This is a genomic window from Mycoplasma sp. 246B, assembly GCF_054353935.1.
The window spans coordinates 166952-193104 of sequence record NZ_JBTHHM010000001.1 but is presented as its reverse complement, the minus strand read 5'-3'; the positions used below and the strand labels follow the sequence as shown (position 1 = coordinate 193104).

The following is a 26153-nucleotide window of genomic DNA, read 5'->3' as shown; positions in this document are numbered from 1 at the left end:
CTTTTAACGATTTTATTTTGGTTTTGCTATTAAAAAATTTATATTCTTGCCTTTTTGACTTCATTTAATTTCATAACCTGTTTTAATATTTTGATTATTATATTCTGATTTATGTAAATCATTAGTTTGATAAATTATTTTTCAGTTATTTTGTATTAACGAATCAAGTGAAAATTCAAAAAGTTTGTCATTATCTGTTTTAAATCATAACTTTCCTCTTTGTCCTAATAATTGCTTATATGTATCTAAAAATGTTTTATATGTTAGTCGTCTTTTAAAATGTGCATTCTTAGGTCATGGATCACTGAAGGTAAGTCAAATTTTATCACAAGTTCCCTTGAATATTTCATTTATTTTGTTCGCATCAGCAGTTATGATAAATAAGTTTGTCAAATTAAGTTCTTCAATTTTTTTAAGAATTTTAACTGCTACAGTTGCGTATTTTTCAAGAGCATAATATTTGATATCAGGATTTTGCTTTGCAAGGGCTGTTATCATTTCACCCTTACCTGCACCTATTTCAATAACATCAGTGTGATTTAATTGTATCGGAAATTCTTTTAGATAATAACTAGATTCATCTAATTTACCTTGTGCATTTTTATCAAATCTTAACCTCATATACTCCTTATATTAATAATTTCATTCAAGAAAAAAAGAATTTTTCAAAGATGTTGTAATCTTTATTTAACTTTGGATTATCTGTTAAATCACTGCAATATTTATCATATTCATCAAAAATATCATTAACTTGCGCAACTGCATCTCCATAAATAATATCCATTGTTTCATACTGCGAATTCATACTACGACTATCTAAATTAGCACTACCTGCTCAAGCAATTTGTGAATCAATGATACCGATTTTAGAATGCATAAAATGATCATTATATATTTTTACCTTCAAACCGTGTTTAATAAGCTTTTTAAGTTGTCACAATCCAATTTGATGCACTATTTTCTTATCTGGTAAGCCTGGAAAGTACACAGTTATTTCTACCCCACTTTTTAAACATAACAAAAATTGTCGATACAAAGCATCGGATGCTGAAAAATATGGTGATGCAATTTTAATACTTTCTTTAGCATTAGCAAATAACTTTAATCAAGTAAATTCAGAAACAGAATGTGGAAAACTTGGTGATTCAGCAACTAAAACAGAATGATTGCGATGGTCATCATCGCAAATTGATGACAAATATTGAGTAGGTTTTAGTTCTTCTTTAGCAAAAATATGTCAAAGTTTTAAAAAAAGTAAGATATAAACATTAACATATTCACCTGTTATTTTATAATTAACATCAATTCAGTGCCCATATTTTTTTGATAATGAAGCATATTCATCAGAAATATTATTTCCGCCAGAAAACACTATTTGTGAATCTATAATAATAAATTTTTGATGGTTGCGGTTAAAACTTGCAGCATTAATAAATGGATAATAAATTTTACCAATATAAATAATTTTAATACCTAACTTAATTAATTTCTTTATTTGTTTTTTTTGAGAATGATATGCACCAAAAAAATCAATTAATCATCTTATTTCGATACCTTGTGAGTGTTTTTGTTTAATAAGATCTAAAAACTCTTTTGAAATTTCGCTTTTTTTGATTATATATGAAATAATAAATACTGATTTTTGAGCATTTTTTATTGCTTCAAATAATGTTTTATAAAACCGATAACCTTCGTTATAAAAATGGTATTGGGAACTTTTGGTCTTGGTATCATTAATGCGAGCAACAGCCTTTAAATTTGCATCATAACATTCATGTGTGCTAGTTAATCCGAGCGATTCGTATGTATTAATTTTATATCTAGGATCATTTTTTAGTTTGATTTCACTTCTGTTTCGTGAAATTCAACCAAAACCAAAGAAAAGAGCATGTCCTACAACCGGGAATAAAATTAAGATATATAATCAACCTAATTTTGCTTCAAAATTGCGACGTTGTAAACCAATAAAAAACACAAAAAGAGTATTAACAAAATAAGCTATTGTTAAAAATAAGTAAATATAGTTAGTATTAATCAAAAATAACAGACTTGCTATCCCTGCTAATAAAGCAAAAAGAAAAATAAATTGAGCTATAAAGATAAAAAATCTTTTACTAAAAATCCCTGTTTTCATAATTTAATGAAATACGCAATATTGGTTGATATTGCGTATATTTTTATTCTGGTTTATAACCTTTTCCAGCACGGATTTTTCCGTTTTCTCCGTGTATATAGTATGTTCCGTTATGTTTTTTAGCTAAATTACGAGCATATGGAATCGCTTCTTTTTGAGTATCAAATGTAATAGTTGCGCGTTCTGAACCTTCACGCGATACTCTTCATTTACCTTTTTCTTTATCTAATGTGATATGTCAGGTAGGTTTTAAGTCTTTTTTCTCAACTAACTTGTCAGCCATTATTTATCTAACTCCTCTATTCTTGATTGGTGTCTACCACCTTCATAATTTGTTTTTAAATACTCATCAACCATTTTTTTAGCATTTTCTGGAGCAATTTGACGTCCTCCGAATGCTAAAACATTGGCATTATTGTGTAATTTTGCTAAATGAACATCTTCTAACGAAGTAACTCTAGCAGCTCGAATGTGTTTATGACGATTTAGTGCATATGAAATTCCTAAACCTGTACCACATACCCCGATACCAAATGCAGGATCTTCTTTATCCATATATTCAGCTAATTTATGTCCTTGAGTCGCATATGAACTTGGAACTGCATCAGTGTTTGGTCCTAAATCAACTACTTTATAACCTAAAGATTCAACATAATTTTTAAGTTCTTCTTTAAGTTTATAACCGGCATGATCGCTTGCAAAAGCAACAATTTTTTTATCCATTTTATTCCTTTTTTGTGTATTTTTTTGTATTATACTAAATTCTTATAGTATTATAAAGAAAAAATGAAATTTTACATAAGAATTATAAAAATCTTAAATTGTTTTGTTTGCTTGATTTATAGCAAATTTTAAATAATATGGTAGAATTAATAAATATGAAGACTAATCATAAAGTAACAATGTCTTGTAGTGAATGTCGTCGTAAAAATTACACAACTAATAAGAGTTTAGGTAAAACTGAACGCTTAACTGTTAAAAAACATTGTATCCATTGTCACAAACATACAATACATAAAGAAGAGGTTTAAATGTCACAAGAAAACGAGCATATCGTTAAATCGAAGCGAAAAAAACGTTTTTGGATGCGCAAGCTAGTTAAAGAGGTTAGACGTGTTAGATGACCCGATGCAAAAACAAATTCAATTAACTTTGTAAAAATTTTAATTTTTACTGTAATATTCACTATTTTTGTAACAGCCTTATCATTTGGCTTTACACATTTATTCAAATTATGAAACATTTAGGAGGCTTATGAGTAATTTGAAATGATATATGATTTCTACCGTTAGAGGTAAAGAACAACAAGTTATCGAATCATTAAATAACCGAATAGTTGCTGAAGATTTATTACATGATTTTGATTTAACCGCAACACCACAAGGAGCATTTAAAATCTTTCAACGTCCAACACTAACTTCTAAAGAACATCAAAAGAAATTAGAAGGTAATGAATTTAAGGTTAAATATGTAAATTTATATCCAGGTTATATTTTTGCTCATATGCATATGTCTGATAAAGCTTGATTCTTGGTGCGTAACACTCAATATGTTACTGGATTGGTTGGTTCTTCTGGTAAGGGAGCAAAACCTACTCCAGTATCTAATCTTGAAATTACTAAAATGCATAAAAAAGAAAAAGAAGCACAACGACGTTTTGATTCAGGTGAATACAATTTCGGTTTAGAAGAACATAATTTTGTTGAAGTTATTGAAGGTCCATATACTGGTTATGTTGCAGAAGTAATAGCGATTGATCATAAAAATAAAGAAGTGACTTTGTTGATTGAAAGTTATGGTAAAAAATCTGAAGTAACAGTTGATTTAGATTCGGTTCGCTTAGCAGATAAATAATTGATCAAAAATAAAGGATGTAATTAGCATCCTTTATTTTTCTTACTTAAAATTAATATAATCTGATATTTTTTTAGCAGCAATTGCTCCATCTGAGGCAGCTGTGATAATTTGACGAATATCTTTAGTTCGGATGTCACCTGCAGCAAAAATTCCTTTAATTCTAGTTTGCATAAATTCATCGGTTTCTATAAACCCGTTTTTATCTAAAATATTGAGGTTTTTAGCAAAGGTTGTGGTAGGAACCATTCCAATGTAAGGGAAAAATGATCCAATTGAAATAGTTGTTTCATTTCCGTTTTTATCTACAATAACAGCAGATTCTAACGAATCATGTCCTTGTAATTCTTTAATTTGTGATTCACGATAAACAGTAACATTTGGCTTAGCAAGTAATTCATCAACTAATCTTTTTTCTGCTGTGAAATCTGCATCTTTGATTACAATATGTACATGTGAAGCAATATTGGTTAAATAAGTTCCTTCTTCAACTGCTGAATTACCTGCACCAAGCACCAATGATGGAAATCCTTTATAAAGTGGACCATCACAAATTGCACAATAACTAACTCCGCGGTTTAAAAATTCTTGAAAGTTTTTAATAAAGTTTGGTTCGCGGTTTTTCATTCCGGTTGCTATCAATACAGTGCGACCAAATACTGATTTCCCGTTTGTTAATTTAACTTCTTTTTCATAATCCGAATGGTTAATCAGTTCTTCAACTTCACCATATTGATATTTTGCACCAAATTTTTTAGCATGTTCTAAAAAATGTGTTGCAAGTTGTCACCCTTCAGTCATTTCGGTTCCAAGTCAATTTTCCACCTTATTTGTTACCACTAATTTTCCACCAGGTGCGCCTTTTTCAATAAAAATTGTTTTTAATTCTGCACGTGAAGCATATAATGCTGCATTTAAACCAGCAGGTCCTGCTCCAATAATAACTAAATCATAAATTTCTTTTTCCATAATAACTCCTTATTTAATTCAACTTATTTAAATCATATATAAGAATATGCTTTTTTAAACATATGGATTATTGATGTAGCATCAACATATTGAAAGTAAGCATTTTGATCTTGATATTGATAGAATTTAAACACTTTATGTCTGTATTCTACTTTATATTTAACTTTAGCTCACATTTGATAGTAAATAAATACTAATACACCGACAACAACAAATGCGATCGCAACATATTGATATAATCCATATGCTTCTTCACGCAGTGGTTCCATCGCCATACGTAGCAGTCCGTATCAAATTAAGTATAAACCAATGCTGCTTCCAGGTTTAAAGATACCAAAGAAGTTTATTACTCATACAATTAAAATATATCCAACTAAGTTTGCTAATCCTTCATATAAGAATAATGGATAACGATATGCTCCGTTTAATCCCATTGAATTAGTTAAAGCATCTGAGATATACATATTTTGTGCAAAGGTTTTACCAAAGATTAATGAACTTTGTCCGCTTCAATCGATTTTTCCATAAACTTCATGGTTTGCATAGTTACCCCAACGACCAATAAATTGACCTATTAAGATGGTAGGAATAATTATTGATGCAGCTTTTCGAATATCTAAGTTTTTGCGTTGTGTATAAACATAAAATAAATCTACTAAAATCGTTACTACAAGTCCACCTTGAATACTTAATCCACCCTCTCAGATTTTATACCAAGCTGAACCTTTAAATGGTTCATCTTGATAAATAAGTTGCTCGATTATATATCCAAGACGTGAACCTAAAATCCCAAGTGGGATGGTAATAATGATTAACACAAAGAGTTTATCCATATTTAACTTCTCTCGTTTTCAAAAATAAATGATTGTTAAAATGGATGCTAAATAACCGAGCATAATCATTAATGAATATACCTGCACGCTAAATGAACCAATACTAAATAAAGGTGCATCTGGTATCCCTTCATGCTTTGCTGTTTCAGGTACTCATATCGGAATACTAGTCATCTAGTTCTAACCTCCTTTTTTCTATTTCTTTCAAGATATCAAGTCCATCGTGACGCGATAAATAGGCACTGACAGCAGCTTCAATTAATGAAGCAGCTGAACCCCCTTCTTTGATCGGAACTTGTATTTTCTTAATACTACGACCTAAAATTGGGTATTTAAGAAAATCGACTCCAATGCGATCTAACTCATTTTGTTTTTCAGTACGAACCAATTCAACAACTAAATTGATAATCGATGATGGTGCTACAGCTCGAATTCCGTATGTATATTTTACATCAATTATACCAATTCCACGTACTTCTAACATATTTTGAGTTATTTTTGGTGATTTACCGATAAATAAATTTCCATTATCTTTGATTAAAACTGAATCATCACTAATTAAAACATGACCTTTTTGCACTAACTCTAAGGCTGCTTCAGATTTTCCTATCCCTGATACACCTGTTATCAAAACACCAGTACCACCTACTAAAACTAAACAACCATGTACTAATTTTTCATCTGCAAAATGGTTGTTTAAATAAGACCCGATATTGGTTGCTATATAAGATGAAGACATCGGAGTCAAGCAAACTGGTACACCATATTTATCAGCCATTAATTGAATTCAACTTAAAGCAGGTTTAGAAATACGTCTTGAAAGCAGCACCAATGGTGGATTACCTAAAAACACATGTTCAATTGCTCGCAATGCTGCTACTCGCCCGATGCTTTGAAATCATATAGATTCGGTAGTTCCTCATGAAATTATATTTCCTGATAAATCACTATTTCCGATATGTTCGGTTAATTCCAGACCAACTTGTTTTATTGCAGGCCGATACACACATCCTCAATTAACTTTATTTAAATCATTATTTAAAAGTTTTAAATTAAATAAGTTCACAATATGTCTAACACTGATATTTTTACGATTCATATTAATTAATTATAAAGAAATTATAAAATTTTAGATAAAAATTCAGCTGTGTATCCAACATGTCATTTAGCAACTTCTTCAGGACTTCCAGATGCAACTATTCTACCACCTTTAACTCCGCCGTCAGGACCTAAATCAATTAAATAATCACAGTTTTTAATCACATCTAAATTATGCTCAATCACAATTACTGAATCACCTTTATCAACAATGCGATCTAAAATTTCAATTAATTTCTTAACATCATGAATGTGTAATCCAGTTGTTGGTTCATCTAAAACATATAATGTTTTACCTGTAGGTTTGCGTTGTAAATAGGTTGCTAATTTAACTCTTTGTGCTTCTCCACCTGATAAAGTTGTAGACATTTGCCCAAGTTTGATATAACCTAATCCAACATCTAATAAAAATTGAAGTTTTTCACTAATTTTTTTATGATTTTTGAAAAATTCAAAAGCTGCTTCCACACTCATTTCTAAAATATCATTAATATTTTTATCACGGTATTTGATTTCAAGTGTTTCACGGTTGTAGCGTTTGGCATCACATTGGTCACAAGGGATGTAAACATCTGGTAAAAAATGCATTTCTATTTTCAAATAACCATCACCAGAACATTTTTCGCAGCGACCCCCATTGGTATTGAAACTAAAAGTTCCTTTATTATAACCTCTAGCACGAGCTTCTGCAACATTAGCAAATACATCTCGGATGTCATCAAAAACACCTGTGTATGTAGCAGGATTAGATCTAGGAGTTCGTCCAATCGGGCTTTGTGAAATAGGTACAACTTTATCAATATTAATAAGTCCTTTAATGGTATCAAACTTAGCTTTTCGTTGCGCACTTCCTTCGGTTAAACCTCGCATATGTTGAATTCCTGCAACTAAAATATCATTAACTAATGTACTTTTCCCGCTGCCTGATACACCTGTTATCCCTACTAGCATCCCAAGGGGAATTTTAACATCAATATTTTTTAGATTGTTCTCACGAGCACCTTTGATTTCAATAAAATTTTGATTACCAGATCGACGCTTTTTAGGTATCTTGATTTGATATTCACCTGATAAATATTTACCAGTAATTGATTCAGGTGAATTAATAATATTCTCTAAATCACCAAAAGCTACTATTTTTCCACCATGTTCACCGGCTTGCGGGCCAATATCAACTATATAATCAGCAGCAAAGATGGTTTCTTCATCGTGTTCAACAACTATTAAAGTGTTACCTAAATCAACCATATTTTTCAATGTTTGAATTAGTTTTTGATTATCTTTTTGGTGCAATCCTATTGAAGGTTCATCTAAAACATATAAAACTCCTGATAAATTTGATCCGATTTGGGTAGCTAAACGAATCCGTTGTGCTTCACCTCCTGACAAACTTTCTGCGCTACGGTCAAGGGTTAAATATTCTAAACCTACATTCTTTAAAAATGATAATCGATCGATAATTTCTTTAAAAATTAGATTCGAAATTGAAAGTTGATGCTCACTAAGTTTTAATTGTACTTCTTCGATTTTTTCAAGCAATTTTTCAATTGACATTTTTATATAATCAAAAATATTCAACTTATCTATTTTTACTGCTAATGCATGCTGATTTAAACGGGCTCCTTTACATAATGAACAAGCAAAGGTTCCCATATATTTTTTTAAATAATCACGACGATTTTCAGAAGTTGTATTGTAATAATGATTTTCAATTAAGGTTATAATTCCTGCAATTTTATCGCGACGGCGATATTTATTCCCTGATGATGAAATCAATACATAATCTATTTCATCATTTTGCGAACCGTATAAAATTCGCTTCATTTGCTCATCGTTCATCTCATCAATTGGTAAATTTTTAGGAATATGATAATATTCTAACATTGCATCATATTCTTGTCATTCAAGATTTTGAGTATTTACAGTATTAGCAAAATATTTAATTGCCCCTTGTTCGATTGTTCTTCATTGCTCAGGGATTAACACATCGATATCTGCTTTAAATTCTAAACCTAATCCCTTACAATTTTCACACATCCCATATGGAGCATTGAACGAAAACATTCTTGGTTCTATTTTTGGAACTGAAAAATCCTTATAAATACATGCATATAACTTTGAATAAATATTTACTTGTTTAGTAGTTAAATTCTCTACTCTAACTATCCCACCTGATTTTTCAGTAGCAATATTAATTGCTTCTGAAATTTCATTATATTTTTGCTCACTTACTTCGATTGCTCTAGTGATAACTAAATCGATGTTATGTTTATTATTTTTATTTAGTTTAATTTCATCTTCAAGTAAATACATATCTCCATCAATTTTTACCCGTGTGTAACCATCATTTTTAAGTTTTTCAAGTAGGTTTTGATGACTTCCTTTTTCACTTTCAACCAATGGAGCATATATTGCAATTTTTTGATCTTGATTATTTAAAAAAATTTGATCAAGAATATCTTTTGAAGTTTGTGAACTTATTTCAATGTTATGATTTGGACAAAAAACCTTACCAATCCTTGCAAAAAGTAATCTAAAGTAATCATATAACTCAGTTACAGTCCCAACAGTTGAACGTGGATTATTATGAACAGTTTTTTGTTCAATTGAAATAGCAGGACTAAGTCCTTCGATTTTATCCACATCAGGTTTTTTTGTTCCACCTAAAAACATTCTAGAATATGAACTTAGCGAATCAACATATCGTCTGCGACCTTCTTCGTAGATGGTATTAAAAGCAAGAGAACTTTTTCCACTTCCACTGAGACCTGTAAAAACTATTAACTTGTTTTTTGGGATTGTTAAATCAATATTTTTTAAATTATTTTCGCACGCTCCTTTAATCACTAATACATCATCTTTCATATCACCTCTTTAAATATAAATGTTTAATGCTATATACCAGTAATAAACATTTTATGCTTTATTATTTGATTTAGGTATATAATCAATTAGGTTTGGATTATAGCGATATCCACGGCCTTCTTTGGCTTGTTTTTTACCATTTAATAAGGTTGCATCAGCAGAAAATGAATTATTTAATTTAAATATACTTTGTCCAACTCCATAAAAATCTACAGGTGCATTTGAAGCTTCAAAATATGCTATTTTAGATGCATTAAATCCAGATGAAACAACAATTTTATAATTGTTAGCACCTACATCATCCAATGCCACACGCAATCTTTTTACTTGTTCAACATTAACACCATAAAAATCTGGATTATCAGGTTCATTATCAAACATATGATCCTTCATATTCTTAGATGTATCAATCCGAACACCTCAAACCTTATCACCTAATGCATTCCATACTGCTAACGAATCTTTAACAACATCATTATTGTAATCTACTAAAGCGATAATTTTATCGTTTGGAAAACTATGTTGAAATGCAAGTGTGGCTGCAACTACATCACCATCAAAATTTTGTATTAAAGCATGAGGCATACTTCCGAAAACACTTTCTTGATTATTTTTTTGAGCAAATTTCTGCATCGGTGTCGATACAATGTGAATACCTGCAATACCAACTGCATATCCATCGATTGTTTGATTGATAAAATGATCAGCACGATCACCCATAAAAATTATTTCTTTGTTATTAGCAACTTTCTTAATATCATATGCATTGGTGGCAATCGAAGTATAGCGAGCCAAAATCCCGTCTATCATACCTTCTCAAATTCCAAAATCTTGATAATGTCCTGTAAGTTCTAATACAATCTCTAAGTTATTAATTTTGCTACCATCAGGTAAATATTTAATTTTATACTTAGAAGTGTCAGTTTGTTCTTCAAGTAATCTTAAAACTTCCTGCATTCCTGCTAAAATACTATCATCCCGACGCTGAAAAAACTGTAGTGTAATAATATTTTTTGGATTATGCTGCTTTATAACTTCTTGGGTTTTATTAAAATAATTTGCAACATAATCGGTTGCTTTATCATCCTTTTTATTTTTCATTTTTTGCTTCCTGCATAACTGCTTTATGTTGCTCTATTGCTTCAATTCTTTCTTTAGTTTTAATAAAGTAAACTGGAGGTAAGGCTTTTTGTCCTGGTTGTAAGATTCTCAATACTTTTCTAAGGATAAAACCAACAGCAGGCGCCGAAAAGAAAGATAGAGAAATCATTATTAATATTAAAATAGATTTTAAATATAAATTATCTCCACTATAACCTAGTGGATGTCAGAAACTGATAACTGAATAAATTGCTATCCCGCGATCTAATTCGGTATTATACATCTTTGGAATAATATAATTTTCTTCATTAGTTTGTGCTACAATACTTGGTAAAAAATAATATTGACTAAGGTTTTTAAATTTATAACCAAATGTATAAATAAAAATAACAAAAATCAAATATGTTACTGGATAAATCGAAAAACTTCATATGACACGGGTACTTACACGAATTCTTTTTCTTTCTCAAAAAAGAGTAATTATACCAAAGAATGGAGCGATCGCATGTCATACTAAAGTTCGATAAAAATCATTATCTGTATCATTTCCACCGATGCTAGAATCGACTATATAACCAAACCAAAAAGCTGATACAACTATGATAATATAAACTATTCCAGAAAAATAAAATTTTTGCATTTTACGGGATTTTTTAAAAAACGGAAAGATTAAAATCGTAATCGCCATTAAAACATTTGACATAAAAGTAAATCAATAAGTTGTTCCTCCTCACAATAATAGCACTGCATTAGGAAGCAAACTACGATATACTTCACGTTGCATATTTGGATTTGAATCTGCTATTTCTTTGATTTTCCTAAGTAAATCTGGATTTTGATTATATACTTTTCAAGTTTCATAACTTTTATCTGCTCAGTTTCATAAAATAATTGAAATATATAAAAGAATAAGATTGACTCCTATAATAAAGGTTGCTCAATCTTTGGAATCGAAATGTTTATAAGTATAATAAAACTTTCTAAAACCTTTTTCCATATATTTCCTTTTATTTAACTGATGATATATAAGATAAACTTTTAATATTATTTTATGTAAAACTAATAAAATCCCCTTAAAATTAATTGAATATTTTTGGGTTTAATATCAATTAAAGATTTTATAGCAATTTTTAACTGGTTACTGATATTTTTAAATAATGTATTTAATGATTTTCGCGATGTTTCCTTTACCTTTACTTCAAGGAATATCATTAGATTTGTATGATTTTCTTCAAATACTAAATTAGGTTTACCAACAACTTTAATTTCTTTAAAATCTGACATTGTAAGTTTTATAATATCTAAAAAAGCACCCTCTTTAACAACATAAATTTGATCTGAATTAAAGGGAACATTAATATAATTTGACATAATTACTCTTTTGATTTACCAGAATATTTACCTGTTTCAGTTGAGATAATAATAATATCACCTTCTTTAATAAACATCGGTGTTTCTAGTTCATAACCTGTTTCAACAATCACTTTTTTTTGTGGATTTGTAGTGGTATTACCTTTTACAGCATCTGGTGCTGATATAACTTGTAAAGTTACATTAACAGGTAGCTCGATATCCAAAACTTCGTTTTCAAACATACGAATCTGAACTTCCCGTCCTTCTTTTAAAAAGTTCATTTCTCAAGTAACTTTATCAAGTGAAATTTCAATTTGCTCATATGTTTCTTTGTCCATTAAAATAATATTTTCACCATCTGAATAAAGATAATCCATTTTTCTTTTATCGATGTGAGCCGGTTTTACCTTGTCTCCACCTGTATAAGATTTTACGGTGGTTGAACCTGTTCTTAGATTTTTTACTTTTGCTTTAACATTTGCTTGTCCACGTCCTTGTTTAGAATGTTGAGCTTCTAAAACAACAAAAATTTCTCCATCATCTTGAAATGTTATTCCAGGCTTAAATTCATTTACATTTATCATATTTCCTCGTTTCTGACTTTTTTTATGTTTTATAAATTATAACTGAAAAAATTTAAATATGCATCCTTTTTATCTCATAACAAATAAAATCATATTTGTTATTTTGAAGAATTTATATATGGTTTTATCATACGACAACATATTAATCATTTACTTCTATAAATAACATTACAAAAAAATTAAGAATTTATTATGATTTTTTTTGCTCTTATATAAAATATAAAAATATGAAAAGCAAAAATATTTTAATTCAAAAATTAGCTATTAAAAACATCTTAAGCAATTTTTGTGATTTAGAATATCCGTCTTTATCTTACAGTATCGAAGAATACTGTGAGAATCTTTTCGATACCGTCTCCCTGCTGCTTATTTAAATCAATAAGAAAGGAGATACAATGTATATTAATTCAGATAATAATCAATCAAAACAAATTGAAACAACTCGTGAAATTAGTTTGAAAAAAACTAAAAAAGCAAATATGCCAATTATCGAACTTAAAGAAGTTGTTAAAGAGTTCGGTGACAAAACTGTCTTGCATAAGATAGATTTACAAATCAAGCGTGGTGAATTTGTTACTATGCTTGGTCCATCTGGTTCAGGAAAAACTACCATCCTAAGACTTATAGGTGGTTTTGAATGAGCAACTCGTGGTGAAATTTTATTTAACGGTTATGATATTAAAGACCTTTCTCCGCATAAACGTAATGTTTCAACCATTTTTCAAGATTATGCATTGTTTCCACATTTAAATGTGCAAGGAAACATTGCATATGGTTTGAAATTAAAACGTATTAAAAAAGAAGAAATCAATCAAAAACACATCGATTTACTTAAACATAAAATTGAAGAATGAACCAAAAAAGCTGATGCAAAAATGGATAAAATTGATACACAGCAAGATAAATATATCGAAGCTTTAAAAAAGATACCAGCAGATACATCGCAATATAATCGCATCCAAAATTGGTTGGATGATTTAGATTTTAAATATTCTTATTGAGAGAATTATGTTGCTCAAAAGAAGGAAGCATTTGAAAATAGATATTTCAAACGTAAGATGACTGCTAGTGAAATGGATGAAAAAATTGAAAAAATCATCGAATTAGTTGGTTTAAAAGGTAATGAAACTAAAGCAATTTCTGAGTTATCAGGTGGAATGAAGCAACGTGTTGCTCTAGCTCGTAGTTTAGTTATTGAACCTGAAATTTTGCTGCTTGATGAACCTTTATCTGCTCTGGATGCTAAAATCCGTAAAAAGATGCAGGAGTTACTAAGAAGTGTACAACAAGAATTAGGACTCACTTTCATCTTTGTAACCCATGACCAATCTGAAGCACTTGAACTTTCTGATCGCATTGCTGTAATGCGCGATGGAATAATCGAACAATATGATACACCTAAAAACATATATGACTACCCTGTAAATATTTGAGTTGCTAGATTTGTTGGAGATTCAAATATTTTTGATGCTAAATTTTTACCTAACGGGAATGTAAAATTGTTAGGTAGAGAATTCAAAACTATCCATGATATCGAAGAATTCGGAAGTGAAAACACCCTCGATGCATTAATTAGACCTGAAGATATAGATATAACAAGTAATCCAACATCGATGAGCGGAAAAATACCAAGTTATGTAAAAGATATTTCCTACCGAGGAAGTTATTATTATTTAACAGTTGAAACAGAAGATGAAGATATTTTATATGTTGAAACAGCCAAAAAATTCGACATTGATGAAAAAGTATATTTAAGTTGAACAATTGATACCATTCATTTGATGAAAAAAGATCCAAAGTGAGATTATACAACTAATGTTTTCAAAAATTAAACAAACATTCACTTTTGACAAAAAAGCCTGGTTATTCTTACCTTACTTATTAATTGCAATTTTCTTAATTGTATTACCTGTATTAATGATTGTTATCAGTGCTTTTTCAGCAACCAATAATGAATCTTTTGATGCAGCAGTGTTGCTTAAAGATCTTAACACTTGAAACATTATTGGTCGTTCATTATGAATAGGAATTGTTTCTGCCTTCTTATGCTTAATCATCGGTTTTCCATATGCTTATTTTATTTCAACATCTAAATCAAAAATCTTTAAACTTTTTGCATTAAGTTTAATGATTAGTCCTATGGCAATTTTTACCATTGCTCGAATTTACTCAATTAAAGGTTTAGCATTAGCTATTTTTCATACAAATCCTAAAACACTCAATAGTGAACTTTTTATAATCTTTGGTCTTACCTATTTAAACCTACCTCTAATGGTTTTACCTTTATATACAGTATTTAAAGATATGCCAAAAAATATTATTGAAGCAAGTAATGATTTAGGATACAATAATATTCAAACAATGTTTAAAGTTATCGTTCCATATGGAACTAAAGCTATATTAAGTGGTTTAGCAATTATTTTCTTGGCTAGTGCAACAACCTTTGTAATTAGTGCAAAATTACTTCCAGATGGTTCACAACACCAACTTATCGGAGATTTAATCAACTCAAAACTAAATCCTGGTAATAAATATGATCTAAGTAGTGGTTCTGCACTTGTTATAGTGGTTTCCGCTATCTTCATCGGTGTATATTCGTTATTTATATTCATACCAAAACTCATTTTTAAATTTAAAAAAGGAGCACACTATGAATAAATTTACTGAATTTTTAAGACGTAGTTATATTTATATTATTTTAGCAATTATTTATGTTCCTTTAATAACAGGTGTAGTATTTAGTTTTAATCAAAAAACACCAAAAGGTGAGTTTAATCCAACTTGAACTAAAGGTGTTTTTGAAAACTGAGTAACTTTATTTGATAACGGACGTGGGCTTGCTTTATTAAACACAATTTTATTAGCAATTATTGTTTCAACATTAGTTGTTATTATAAGTTTAATTACCGTTTATGCTCTCTATCGACAAAAAAATCGTTTAATGCGTTCTACTTTGACAGCAACATCAAATATCCCACTTATCAATCCTGATAACATTACTGCTTTAGGTCTTGTATTAGTGTTTTCATTGTTTTTCGGTATTGTTGCAGTTGATTCAGAAGGTTTTGGTAGATTAATAGTTGCACATACAATTATGGCATTACCTTACGGAATTTCTTTAATGCTACCACGTAGTGAAAAATTTAACAATAACCTCTTCGAAGCATCGCAGGATTTAGGTTACTCAAAAACTCGTGCATGATTTAAAACCTACCTTGTTTATATGATTCCATCAATTATTACAGTTATTTTAGTTTCAAGTGTTCTTAGTTTTGATGACTTTATCATCACACGCACTGTATCAAATGCAAGTACTTTAGGTACAAAATTATATGAGGGTGCATTTGAGCCATGGGGATTGGTTATCGGTTCAATCGTTTTATTTATTACTATTTTAGGAAACATTGGTTATGCAATTTACAAAACCAAGAAAAAGGGATAAATGAAACTAAATAAGAAACTTTTATTAGCATCAACTATCACAATAGGTGCAATTTCAGGTTTCTCAGCAGTTTTAGCATCAAAAGTCGAAAATCAATTTAAACCAAGTTTTTATAACTATAAATCATATATGTCTGATGCTAATATTGCTCAACTTGCACATACATTTGATTATAAAGAATTCGATGAAATTAATCAATTTAGTAATGCATTAATTAATAACAAAGCAGTTGCTGGAATTGGTTCAGAATTTTTAGCAGTAGAACTTGCTAAAAAACAACTTATCGGTAAACTCAATTACTCGATTTTCTTCAACTTACCACAGTATTCTAATTACTTAGAATATCAAACTTTAAAACATCAATTGGATGATCTTAAAAAGCAACTCATTGACAATCCGAATAACCAAAAATTAAAAGATGCATATAATGATATTTTAATTAAATATCAAGATGCACAAAAATCATACATTCAAATTAAAAATTATGTTCGCTTATCGATGCGTCCAGAGATATGAGAACATTTAAATCGTTACGATTTAAGCAAAAAAGGTGATAACAACAGCGATGAATCATTATGAGAATACTTTTATCCATATTATTCACAAGATATGGTAGTTGCATATAATATTCATAAAATTAATAAAGAAAAGCTAAATAAGAATGCCTTTGATGAAGATTCAGGAATTGACTTTAGCAAATATGCTGATAAATTTATCACACCTAACAAAAGCAGTATAAAAGACCCATATGCATTAATTAATATTTTAAAGACATTAAAAGTTAATGGTTATCAAGACTGAGAAATCACCGATGCAATTCGTGATAATATGCTGTATGGTTCTGCTTACTGACCACTACCCGATGGTGGTCGCACTTTAGACAAATTTACTGGTGCAGTAGTAAAAGATGATTCTTCGACTAATACACAACCATATAAAATTCTTATCGATTCATTTGCAGACTTAATTAAAGACGGGACTGGTTTTGATGTTCGCAATGCAAAACATATAAGTTTAAAAGGTGATGGATTAGAAATAGCAAATGATTTAATCAATAAAAAACGTCCCGATGTAACATCTGCAATTATGTATAACGGGGATGCAATTGATGCATATTATAGTGAAGATAACTTTCCAGATGTTCCTGATGGATCAATTCGTGCTGTTAAACCACACCAAAACATTCTTTTAGTTGATGGTATAGTTATTTCATCACATATTCCAAAAGAATTAAGTAATGAATATCAAAAAGCTATTTCTCAAGGTTATTATTCATATCTTAACGATATCGGTAGTAGGTATGATAAACTCGTTAACCAAAAAATGATATCTACTTTTAATGAAAACACATCTGATGCAGAGATTGCTAAAGCACAAAATTTAGTGACTGAAGAATATGTAGCTAATGTATGAAAGGATTTAAAAACCCTAGAGTTAGGCAAAATTGATTCTTCAGATATAAAAACTAGTGATATTAATACATTTATAAATTCTTTATACAATGAAATTAACTTAGCATCAAAACAAAACACTGAAAAATTCAATGAATTTTATAAACTAAGAGATGACTACGATCAAGGTAACGATGTAGATCAAGAGCAAAGAATCTCATATGTCCCACATCTTTTAGAAAATTATCTTAGTAAAAATTATTCAGAATTTATAAATAAATTTTCGCAATTAGCACAAAAATCACAAACTGATTTGTTTACTATTTCAAAAGAAGAATTTATTAATAAAGTTTCAAAAACAATAAGTGATAAAATTCTTGCTACTTATGTTTATTCAGTTGTAAACAATGATCTTTCAGATGAAGATACATCTGAAACAATTAAAGGATTATTTGATGATGCTTTAAAAGAAACAAATGAAAAAAGTGATAATGAAAAACAAGAAATATGAACCGAATTTATAACAAGTTTTATTGCTAAAATGCTGGCATATGTTAATATATCAGATAAAGAATATTTGGCAAAACATCTTAATTTAGAAAATTTTGATTATGTTAATTATGATCCGGTGGCTATCACAGACTATGAGGTAGTGCTTAGAAATTATTTTAATGATAAATACGAAGGTCAGGACTTTAATTTAATAAATATTTATGAAATTAAAAACACTGATGGGATGATTCACGAAGCAATCCAACCTGTTGATGATAAAACCTTAAGTCAAATTACAACTTACTATTTTTCAAAAGTAAAATCTTAAAATCAGGGGAACCTGATTTTTTTTTACTGAAAATAATTTCATACAAAAGAGTATAATTAAATTAGGAGGTTATTATGAAATTAAAGAAATTTTGAAAATATATTATTGGTTTATCTAGCATTCAAGCCTTCCTTTAACAATGTCAGCAATTTTTGCAAATCAACCTAGAGACATTAAAAAATACAATCATTTATTTGATAAATTATGAGATAAACTAGGAATCCACGAAAGAACTGATAAAAAGATTAAAATAGGTATCATCGATGGTGGATTAGTTGATTATCGAATTTTAAAATTTGATGGAAATACAACTTTAAATATTGATAAAGAAATAAATGAAGATAATTATAATATTCTAGGTTCAATTAATAATCCAAATGTTGTTAATAGTAACAGAGTTAAATATGACCCTAACCTTACTGATGATAAAATATATGATTTTTCCAAGATGAATCACTCATTTTTAGATTATTGAAATAAAAATTATCATGCAACTGAAATTGCTTCAATCATTGGTAGCGATTCTGGATTACTAAAAAATGCTGAAATTTATTCAACAAGTTATAATAGAACATATAATGCAAGCAATTATGACATATTAAAAGAAAATTTAGAGTTCTTTAGGAAAAATAATGTTGAATATATTAATATGAGTTATTCAACCTCATATCGCAAACTACTAGATCTAAATAAAATGAATGAATATTATAAAAATAGTAACCTTTCATATATAAACAATATTATAGATATTTTAAATGTAGAAATTAACACAGATTATCCAGATGAAGCCGAATTAATCGATGAATATGCATATAAATATAATATGAAATTTTTCATTTCTGCTGATAACGAAAATCTTAAAACACCAAATCATATAATGGAGGTTAATAAATGGATAAATGAAAAACTTAATTCTAAACCTACTACCTATCAAAAAATAATATTAGAAAAGTTAAGAGATACAATTAACCAGAACCCCACCTTTTGAAAAAAAGCTTCTTCTATCCAAAGAACTAAAAACACTTTTATAATCGGTGCATATAATTTTAATAATGATCAAATTGAAGATTTTTCAAATGGTAAAATTAAAGGTTTTGAGGATTCTCCTTTAGGTATAGGTCCAGATAAATTTAGTAATCAATCACTTTTTTTAAATGATCAATGATGAAAAACAGACACATTAGTTGATGATCCAGATTATTGACGATGATCAGGAACAAGTTTTTCTACACCTATTTATTAGCTGCTTCTGCTTTACTATCGGCAATAAAAAAACCTAATTCAAGTTATCAAGTTCCAGAATTAAAAGCTATTTTAATAGCAAGTTTTGATTTAAAACAATATAATGATAAAATCAATATATTACCATTAAACCTTGGTGCAGGATATATAAATTGAGACAGAATGAAATTTTATGCAGACAATGTTAGAAAATACAGTATATATGATTTATATTACAGTAAGTCAAAACAATTGACATATAAAAATCTAATCTCTGGTGGTGAAAAACCACTTGCTGCTTATTCTACATATTCTGATTTATGAAGATTATCAAATTCTGAGAGAAGAAAACTAAGTGTATCTGAAATACATAATCACTCTAATATATTTAATGTAGGTATGGTAGGTGTTATTTATGCAAATTCATGATGGATTTACAGACAATACCACCTTTCAACATTAAAAGTTAATTATCCAAATCTGAACAATGATAATAGCGATGCAACAAATCGCAATATGTTTGTAGCGGGTAGAAATTATCATTCATGACCATATGAATTTACCTTAACTATTAAACTAAGAAATGACTTTGAAAACACAAACCTTACAAACAAAAATGTCTATTACATTTTAAATGATAAATATGCTATTTATGAAACTCGTTCAAAATTAACAGCAGAAAAATCATGACCAGAAACCTAATAAAATTATTGAGTCTATGTTTATCTGGTCCTTTATTAACAGTTTCGATAGCATGTAGTCATTATGAAAATAAAACTCCTTGGGAAGCAAAAAACGAATCAGAAAATAATGATCAAGTAAGAAAACTAAAAGAAAATTTGAAATCTCAAAATTTAATTCTTGATACTAAATATTCAAAATTAAACAATATTATCGATAAAGAGCACTCTTTTTTTGCTTTAGTAACACAAAACAATGAACAAACTCTAACTTTCAAAAAAATAAGTAGTTCTTATAATTTTCAATGAAACTATGATAATATCAAGAACATATTTTCAAATGATAAAAATAATTTATTTTATAAAAAAAATAATAATATGGTAATCGAGATGTTACCAATTAAAAATGAAAATAAAGTTCTTATAAATTTATTATTTGTAAGAGATATCGAAGGAGATTTTTTTCCAATTCGTGTTTACAATTTTATTACACAATACGGTGCAGAACCAATAGGATATCCAAGTTACTTTTATTATTATCCTGACAAAATTGAGAAACTGAATAACAGTTCTATCTATACTGTAAAAAATGAAAATAATCAAATTAATATATCTATAAAATAAAAAAATAATAATATTAGTCCAGTAACTGAAACAAATCAAATATATACAAAGTTTAAAGATAACATTAAACTTCCCTCATATAAATCGTATTTATTCTATAGTAAAAACTATGTTCCAGATAAAACTCTTGTTCCTAATAAAATTATTAAAATTCAACAAAGAGAATTTGATGATATATGATATGCAATATATTATAATCACTTTGAAGGACGCATTTGAACTCGAAATAATGTAGAATTTGTTTCAAATTATGATAAATATGCTAAATTAACATCAAATACGCAAACATCTGTATTAAAATTACTTGCTAAGTTATATATAATAAATTTAAAAAATACTAAATTATCTTATGATAAAGATGGTAAACCAAATAATATAAAAATTACTCTTTCGTAAAAATAACACAACTATTTTTGGTTGTGTTTTTTTGTGTTTTATACCAACTTTAAAATAAAAAACTAAGTTTTCAGAAGTATGTTTTCTTTTTTATCTAGTATACAGACAAATAAATTAAGTTACCATATTTTTATAGCAAAGAAAAAATGATAAAATAAACATAAGTATTTTAATACTTATTTTTATAAATCACAATAAACTAGGATTCGCTTGGGTGTGCTTGAATAATTATAAGTGCTAGGTGTTAGAATAGTTTATTTAGACAAAACAAACTAAAGGAAAAAAATGACAAATCAAAGTAAAACTGAAATTAAACCTGAAATTAAGGTAGAAAAAACTAATAAAGAAACAAAGGAAGTTAAAGAAAACAAAGAAAAAAATCCTATTGTTTCAAGAACAAAACTTTTAGAAGCCGGAGCATATTTTGGACATAAATCACATTCATGAAATCCAAAAATGAAGGAATACCTTGTTCCAAATAAAATGAATAAAGGCGCTCACATTATTGATATCTTTAAAACACAAAAATATTTAGAATTTGCTTACTCACTTGTAAATTCATTAGCCGCTAAAAATGCACAATTTATTTTTGTAGGAACTAAAAAACAAGCTCGTGATTCTGTTAAAAATGCAGCCGAAAGAACAAATTCATTTTTTGTTACTGAAAGATGACTTGGTGGAACATTAACAAACAATGAAACAATTATGTCTCGTGTTAAAAAGATGGAAGAATTAGAAGAAAAGGCAGCTAATAATTTTAAAGGTTATACCAAAAAAGAGGCTTTAAATTTCAAAAAAGAATTAGACAAGTTACATAAAAATCTAAATGGTATTCGTAATATGAGAAGATTACCAAATGTTATGATTGTAGCAGATCCATTGCAAGATGAAATCGCCGTCAAAGAAGCTCGTAGAAAAGGATTAAAAGTAATCGCTATTCTTGATTCGAATGCAAACCCTGATGCAGTAGATTTCGGTATTCCTGCTAATGATGATTCATCAAAATCAATTAATTTAATTATGACAATTTTAGCTGATGCAATTGCTAAAGCAAGAGGTGGGCAACAATTATTTGCATATCAAGATGATGAAAAAGTTATCTTACCAGAATTTCAATCAAAAAATACAGAAACAAATAATTAGGAGTGAATTATGTCAGTAAATAAAATAGAACTTATAAAAGAATTAAGACAAAGAACTAATTCAGCATTAATTGATGTTAAAAAAGCTCTTGAAGCAACTAATTATGATATCGAAGCAGCTGTTAAATGACTAAAGGAAAACGGAATTGTTAAAGCCGCAAAAAAAGCTGGCAGAATTGCTGCTGAAGGTGCTGTTACTGCAATTACCAACAAATATCGTTCATTATTAATAGAAATAAACAGTGAAACCGATTTTGTTGCAAAAAATGATAAATTCTTAGAACTTGTTCAACAAATCGCTCATGCTATTTTTGATGCCAATGTATGAACTAAGGAAAAAGCATTAGAAGTTGTTCTGCCAATTGGTTTAACAGTAAAAAAAGCATTAATCGAAGCTACATCAGTTATTGGAGAAAAAATTTCATTCCGTCGTATGTTTATGGTAAAAGCAAAAGAAGGTGAAATACTAGGAACATATGTCCATGCTAATAATCAAATTGCTGCTGTTGTTAAAATAAAAGGTACAGATATTTATGCTGCAAAAAATGTTGCAATGCATGTTTCAGCAATGAACCCTGAAGTTACATTAGTTTCTGATTTAAGTGAAAAACAATTATCAGAAATAAAAGAACGTTTTGAAAAACCAGTGGCTTTCGAATCAAAACCTGCTAAAATTCAAGAAAAAATCTTTCATGGTTGATTAACTAAACAACTTTCAGAATTTGTTTTAGAAAAACAGGCATTTGTAATGCAAGATTCTATTTCAGTAGGTAAATACTTAAACGATCATGGTAGCCAACTTGTATCAGCAATAAGATTTGAAGTAGGTGAAGGAATTGAAAAAACTCAATCAAACTTCGCTGCCGATGTTGCTGAAATGGTAAGGAAATAATTTATATTAAAAAAAGGAGATTATGAAAATTCAAAAATTAAAAAAATGAAAATTACTTTCTAGTACATCTTTATTAACTTTGTCCGTTGCTTTAGTTGTTGCATGTACACCAGAAAAAACAACACAACAACCACAACAATCAAAGGAAATTGTTTTAAAATCAAAACAAATAGACGAGATGTTAAAAAGAGTAAATTTATACAATCTTAACTCTGAAAAATATCTTGAGAATAAAAATAAATTCGATGAATTAACTAATTCAAAAACTACTACCATAGAGCAATTAAATGCTTTATATAATAAAATATTATCTGATTATAATACTGCTGCTTTATCAGTTATTCCAAATCTGTTTACTGAAAATTCTGATTTAAAAGTTGAAGTTGATTCACTTAAAAAAGAAAATACTAAAATTCAAGAAGAAAGTACTAAACAGCAAAAACAACATGAGGAGTTATTAAAAAAACAAAACGAACAAAATGCTCAGCATAACAAAGAAACTATCGAACAACTACAATCAGATAAAGAAAAATTAGAGAATGAAAACCAAGAAATTAAAAGTAGTTTTTTAAAGCGACATTATTCAGGCAAAAAAGCTTTGATTGAAATAAATGATTTTACTATCTTATTTTTAGAAAAAACTATAGAAGAAATTAGAGAAGCAAAAGACATAAGTGCAGCAAATAAAAGATCATTTATAAATCAAATCAATCGTTTAATTGAACCACTTAAAAATAATCGTGAAATATATCAGCAAACTGTAGAAAACCGTGCATCATTATGAAATATCGCTTCAATCATCGAATCTAGAATTTCATATTTTTCTCGAATTTCAACTGCATTACAAGATGCAAAAATTAAGTTACCAAAATTATTAGAATCCAATAAATCATTTATGAACGATTTATTTAGATGAAGATATGATAACATTGTTGCAATCGAACAACAAGTTAGTGCAACTGATAAATCAAAATTTGTATCTACAAACCAAACAGATGGGCAAAAAGTTAAGGATGAAAAAATCCAACAATCAAAAGTTTTTGCATTCACAACAGCAAGATTAGGTGGATTAAATCTGCAGACATTAATGTCAAATGATAAAAAACAAGATGCAAACCTTATTGCAGAAGCAAAACCATTTCAAGAACAATTAATTAATTATGCAACTTTTTTATCACAAATTTGAACTCCTAATTATGCATCAAAAGCAACTTCTTCTGATGGTAATCCAATAATTGACAAGAGCAAATGATTTATCGACTTTGTCATAAGTGACTTTCCACTTTCAAATGCTTTATTAAAAACCGATGATATTTTAAGTCTTAAAAATCAAGCTCAAGAGCTTCATAAAAAATATGCTGATTATTTAAAAACGCTTGGAGATGGTTTTAGAAGTATATACTACTATAAATTGAACAAACCTTTTTATTCCGCTCTAGGTAATTTAAAATATATTGATTATTTTAATGGAGAACAAACTAAATTAGGAATTTTAGGATATCTTACACAAGCAAATTCAGATTTTAGTAAATATAAACTAACTGCAGATAATCTTAAATCTGATTTAGAAAAATTCAAAAAAGAAAATACTGAATACATTAAAAAAATTGATGACAAAATTACAGAAATAACTGCTAAAAAATCGCAAAACGATGGTAATCAAAAATTTCATAATGAAAAAATCGATCAACTTTTAAAAGATTTTAATACTGAGTATACACCAATTAAATCTAAAACTGAAGATAATATGCTAAAAACTTTCGATAAGAAACTTAAACTTAGATTTTTATATGAAAAATTATTAGTTTTATCTAATTTATACTTATATTGAGAAGATTTAGGCTTAAATCCTGACTCACAGGAGCTAAAAGATCAATTAGGATATCAAAAAGATACATCTGAAAATAATAAATATAACTACTATATTCCTGGTCAAGAAACTATTGCTTGAATTCGTCAATGAACTAATTTATATTCTGATCAATGAAATGATTTATCATTAGAATCAACAGTAGTCGATACCGATGCTTATAATACAACTACTAAATCTTTATTAGATATATCGCAAAACGATAATATTGCTTATATCAATAGCACAGATGCAAATTCATTTGTATCAACTTCACAATCTTTTGATGCAAAAACTTTTTACAAAGAATTTGATGCACTAGAGAAAAATTACTTTTTAGCATCAGAAAAAGTATTTAAAGCAATACAAAGTAAAGATGCCAACCTTGAACAACTTAAACAAGAACTAACAGATGCTCGTAATGCTTACTATACTAAATTAAATGATCCAAACATCAGTTTTAGATCGAATGCTTTTACTAAATTTGATACGTCTGTGTATGCTCCTGCAACACAAATCAAGGCTGCATTCACCCCATACACACTTGCAAATGCATTTGCAACTTTCAAAGCTTCATTAGTTGTTTTAGAACATTTAAATACACTTTGAAACACCACAGAAACAACAAAAGTAACTTCAAATAATCCTAAATCACAAGCAAGCACTAATGAAAATCAAGGAGCAAAAGAACAGGTTAATACCGAATCTAATAACAAAACTACAAATAATCAACCTGCAGAAAACAAATCAACAAAAACAAATACAAACTCGTAGAGTTTGTATTTTTATTATCATTAAAATATACATAATTGTAAATTAGTTTTTTTGCTTTATCATAGCATAAAAAAATCAAAAAATATTTAAAAAATAATTTTTGATATTCTGCTTTTTTGTTATAACTTATA

General features: G+C 28.4%; 25 protein-coding genes. 13 read left to right on the top strand and 12 right to left on the bottom strand.

The features are described 5' to 3' along the window. Positions 1 to 12: 12 nt before the first annotated feature. The 4 genes from trmB to ACXYRR_RS00855 are packed head-to-tail and all read right to left on the bottom strand — an operon-like array spanning position 13 to position 2857. On the bottom strand, positions 13 to 621 hold the full coding sequence (gene trmB, locus ACXYRR_RS00870; protein ID WP_458597330.1) for a tRNA (guanosine(46)-N7)-methyltransferase TrmB: 609 nt from the start codon (positions 619 to 621) through the stop codon (positions 13 to 15). A gap of 7 nt (positions 622 to 628) precedes the next feature. Then, a complete protein-coding gene (locus ACXYRR_RS00865; RefSeq protein WP_458597329.1) occupies positions 629 to 2134 on the bottom strand; it encodes a phospholipase D-like domain-containing protein in 1506 nt (501 codons plus the stop codon). 43 nt (positions 2135 to 2177) lie between these two features. Beyond that, complete coding sequence (locus tag ACXYRR_RS00860; RefSeq protein WP_458597328.1) at positions 2178 to 2417, bottom strand: DUF2188 domain-containing protein; 240 nt, start codon at positions 2415 to 2417, stop codon at positions 2178 to 2180. Further along, on the bottom strand, positions 2417 to 2857 hold the full coding sequence (locus tag ACXYRR_RS00855) for an RpiB/LacA/LacB family sugar-phosphate isomerase (protein WP_458597327.1): 441 nt from the start codon (positions 2855 to 2857) through the stop codon (positions 2417 to 2419). The genes ACXYRR_RS00860 and ACXYRR_RS00855 overlap by 1 nt, the downstream gene beginning before the upstream one ends. A gap of 155 nt (positions 2858 to 3012) precedes the next feature. Here ACXYRR_RS00855 and rpmG point away from each other — a divergent pair, with 155 nt between their 5' ends. Genes rpmG through nusG form a run of 3 tightly spaced genes read left to right on the top strand, consistent with a single transcriptional unit; the run spans position 3013 to position 3988 of the window. After that, positions 3013 to 3165 carry a 50S ribosomal protein L33 gene (gene rpmG / locus ACXYRR_RS00850; RefSeq protein WP_458597326.1) on the top strand — a complete coding sequence of 51 codons (153 nt, stop codon included), beginning with the start codon at positions 3013 to 3015 and terminating at the stop codon, positions 3163 to 3165. Further along, positions 3166 to 3381, top strand: a complete 216-nt coding sequence (gene secE / locus ACXYRR_RS00845) for a preprotein translocase subunit SecE (protein ID WP_458597325.1) — start codon at positions 3166 to 3168, stop codon at positions 3379 to 3381. A gap of 7 nt (positions 3382 to 3388) precedes the next feature. Beyond that, entirely contained in the window at positions 3389 to 3988 is a 600-nt protein-coding gene (gene nusG, locus ACXYRR_RS00840; RefSeq protein ID WP_458597324.1) for a transcription termination/antitermination protein NusG, read from the top strand. Between the two features lie 42 nt (positions 3989 to 4030). Here the strand turns inward: nusG and ACXYRR_RS00835 are convergent, their stop codons facing one another. The 8 genes from ACXYRR_RS00835 to efp all read right to left on the bottom strand — a co-directional run bounded on the left by ACXYRR_RS00835 (position 4031) and on the right by efp (position 12791). Further along, positions 4031 to 4957 (bottom strand): NAD(P)/FAD-dependent oxidoreductase, encoded by a 927-nt coding sequence (locus tag ACXYRR_RS00835; protein WP_435130433.1) that lies wholly within the window; start codon positions 4955 to 4957, stop codon positions 4031 to 4033. A gap of 23 nt (positions 4958 to 4980) precedes the next feature. Next, the gene (lgt, locus tag ACXYRR_RS00830; protein WP_458597323.1) at positions 4981 to 5964 is read right to left on the bottom strand and encodes a prolipoprotein diacylglyceryl transferase; all 984 of its coding nucleotides are present in this window, start codon (positions 5962 to 5964) and stop codon (positions 4981 to 4983) included. Next, on the bottom strand, positions 5957 to 6889 hold the full coding sequence (gene hprK, locus ACXYRR_RS00825) for an HPr(Ser) kinase/phosphatase (RefSeq protein ID WP_435130429.1): 933 nt from the start codon (positions 6887 to 6889) through the stop codon (positions 5957 to 5959). The genes lgt and hprK overlap by 8 nt, the downstream gene beginning before the upstream one ends. A gap of 20 nt (positions 6890 to 6909) precedes the next feature. Then, positions 6910 to 9753 (bottom strand): excinuclease ABC subunit UvrA, encoded by a 2844-nt coding sequence (gene uvrA / locus ACXYRR_RS00820; protein ID WP_458597322.1) that lies wholly within the window; start codon positions 9751 to 9753, stop codon positions 6910 to 6912. Between the two features lie 51 nt (positions 9754 to 9804). Further along, positions 9805 to 10854 (bottom strand): nicotinate phosphoribosyltransferase, encoded by a 1050-nt coding sequence (locus ACXYRR_RS00815; RefSeq protein ID WP_458597321.1) that lies wholly within the window; start codon positions 10852 to 10854, stop codon positions 9805 to 9807. Beyond that, a complete protein-coding gene (locus tag ACXYRR_RS00810) occupies positions 10844 to 11851 on the bottom strand; it encodes an MAGa3780 family membrane protein (protein ID WP_458597320.1) in 1008 nt (335 codons plus the stop codon). The genes ACXYRR_RS00815 and ACXYRR_RS00810 overlap by 11 nt, the downstream gene beginning before the upstream one ends. Positions 11852 to 11913: 62 nt before the next feature. Beyond that, the gene (locus ACXYRR_RS00805) at positions 11914 to 12225 is read right to left on the bottom strand and encodes an MMB_0454 family protein (RefSeq protein WP_458597319.1); all 312 of its coding nucleotides are present in this window, start codon (positions 12223 to 12225) and stop codon (positions 11914 to 11916) included. 2 nt (positions 12226 to 12227) lie between these two features. Then, on the bottom strand, positions 12228 to 12791 hold the full coding sequence (efp, locus tag ACXYRR_RS00800; RefSeq protein ID WP_458597318.1) for an elongation factor P: 564 nt from the start codon (positions 12789 to 12791) through the stop codon (positions 12228 to 12230). 395 nt (positions 12792 to 13186) lie between these two features. Here efp and ACXYRR_RS00795 point away from each other — a divergent pair, with 395 nt between their 5' ends. The 10 genes from ACXYRR_RS00795 (at position 13187) to ACXYRR_RS00750 (ending at position 26022) form a co-directional block, all read left to right on the top strand. Beyond that, the gene (locus ACXYRR_RS00795; RefSeq protein ID WP_435130417.1) at positions 13187 to 14623 is read left to right on the top strand and encodes an ABC transporter ATP-binding protein; all 1437 of its coding nucleotides are present in this window, start codon (positions 13187 to 13189) and stop codon (positions 14621 to 14623) included. Next, positions 14607 to 15449, top strand: coding sequence for an ABC transporter permease (locus ACXYRR_RS00790; RefSeq protein WP_435130416.1), 843 nt, complete (start codon positions 14607 to 14609; stop codon positions 15447 to 15449). Before ACXYRR_RS00795 ends, ACXYRR_RS00790 begins: the two co-directional genes overlap by 17 nt. After that, the gene (locus ACXYRR_RS00785; protein WP_458597317.1) at positions 15442 to 16233 is read left to right on the top strand and encodes an ABC transporter permease; all 792 of its coding nucleotides are present in this window, start codon (positions 15442 to 15444) and stop codon (positions 16231 to 16233) included. The genes ACXYRR_RS00790 and ACXYRR_RS00785 overlap by 8 nt, the downstream gene beginning before the upstream one ends. Beyond that, complete coding sequence (locus ACXYRR_RS00780; RefSeq protein WP_458597316.1) at positions 16234 to 18444, top strand: type 2 periplasmic-binding domain-containing protein; 2211 nt, start codon at positions 16234 to 16236, stop codon at positions 18442 to 18444. A gap of 139 nt (positions 18445 to 18583) precedes the next feature. Beyond that, complete coding sequence (locus tag ACXYRR_RS00775; RefSeq protein ID WP_458597315.1) at positions 18584 to 19687, top strand: S8 family serine peptidase; 1104 nt, start codon at positions 18584 to 18586, stop codon at positions 19685 to 19687. After that, positions 19651 to 20367, top strand: a complete 717-nt coding sequence (locus ACXYRR_RS00770) for a hypothetical protein (protein WP_458597314.1) — start codon at positions 19651 to 19653, stop codon at positions 20365 to 20367. Before ACXYRR_RS00775 ends, ACXYRR_RS00770 begins: the two co-directional genes overlap by 37 nt. Beyond that, entirely contained in the window at positions 20352 to 20969 is a 618-nt protein-coding gene (locus tag ACXYRR_RS00765; protein ID WP_458597313.1) for a hypothetical protein, read from the top strand. The genes ACXYRR_RS00770 and ACXYRR_RS00765 overlap by 16 nt, the downstream gene beginning before the upstream one ends. A 681-nt stretch (positions 20970 to 21650) precedes the next feature. Further along, entirely contained in the window at positions 21651 to 22508 is an 858-nt protein-coding gene (gene rpsB / locus ACXYRR_RS00760; protein WP_435130408.1) for a 30S ribosomal protein S2, read from the top strand. Positions 22509 to 22517: 9 nt separating this feature from the next. Further along, positions 22518 to 23399, top strand: coding sequence for a translation elongation factor Ts (gene tsf, locus ACXYRR_RS00755; RefSeq protein WP_458597312.1), 882 nt, complete (start codon positions 22518 to 22520; stop codon positions 23397 to 23399). A 22-nt stretch (positions 23400 to 23421) separates the two neighbouring features. Next, entirely contained in the window at positions 23422 to 26022 is a 2601-nt protein-coding gene (locus ACXYRR_RS00750) for a coiled-coil domain-containing protein (protein WP_458597311.1), read from the top strand. Positions 26023 to 26153 lie beyond the last annotated feature (131 nt).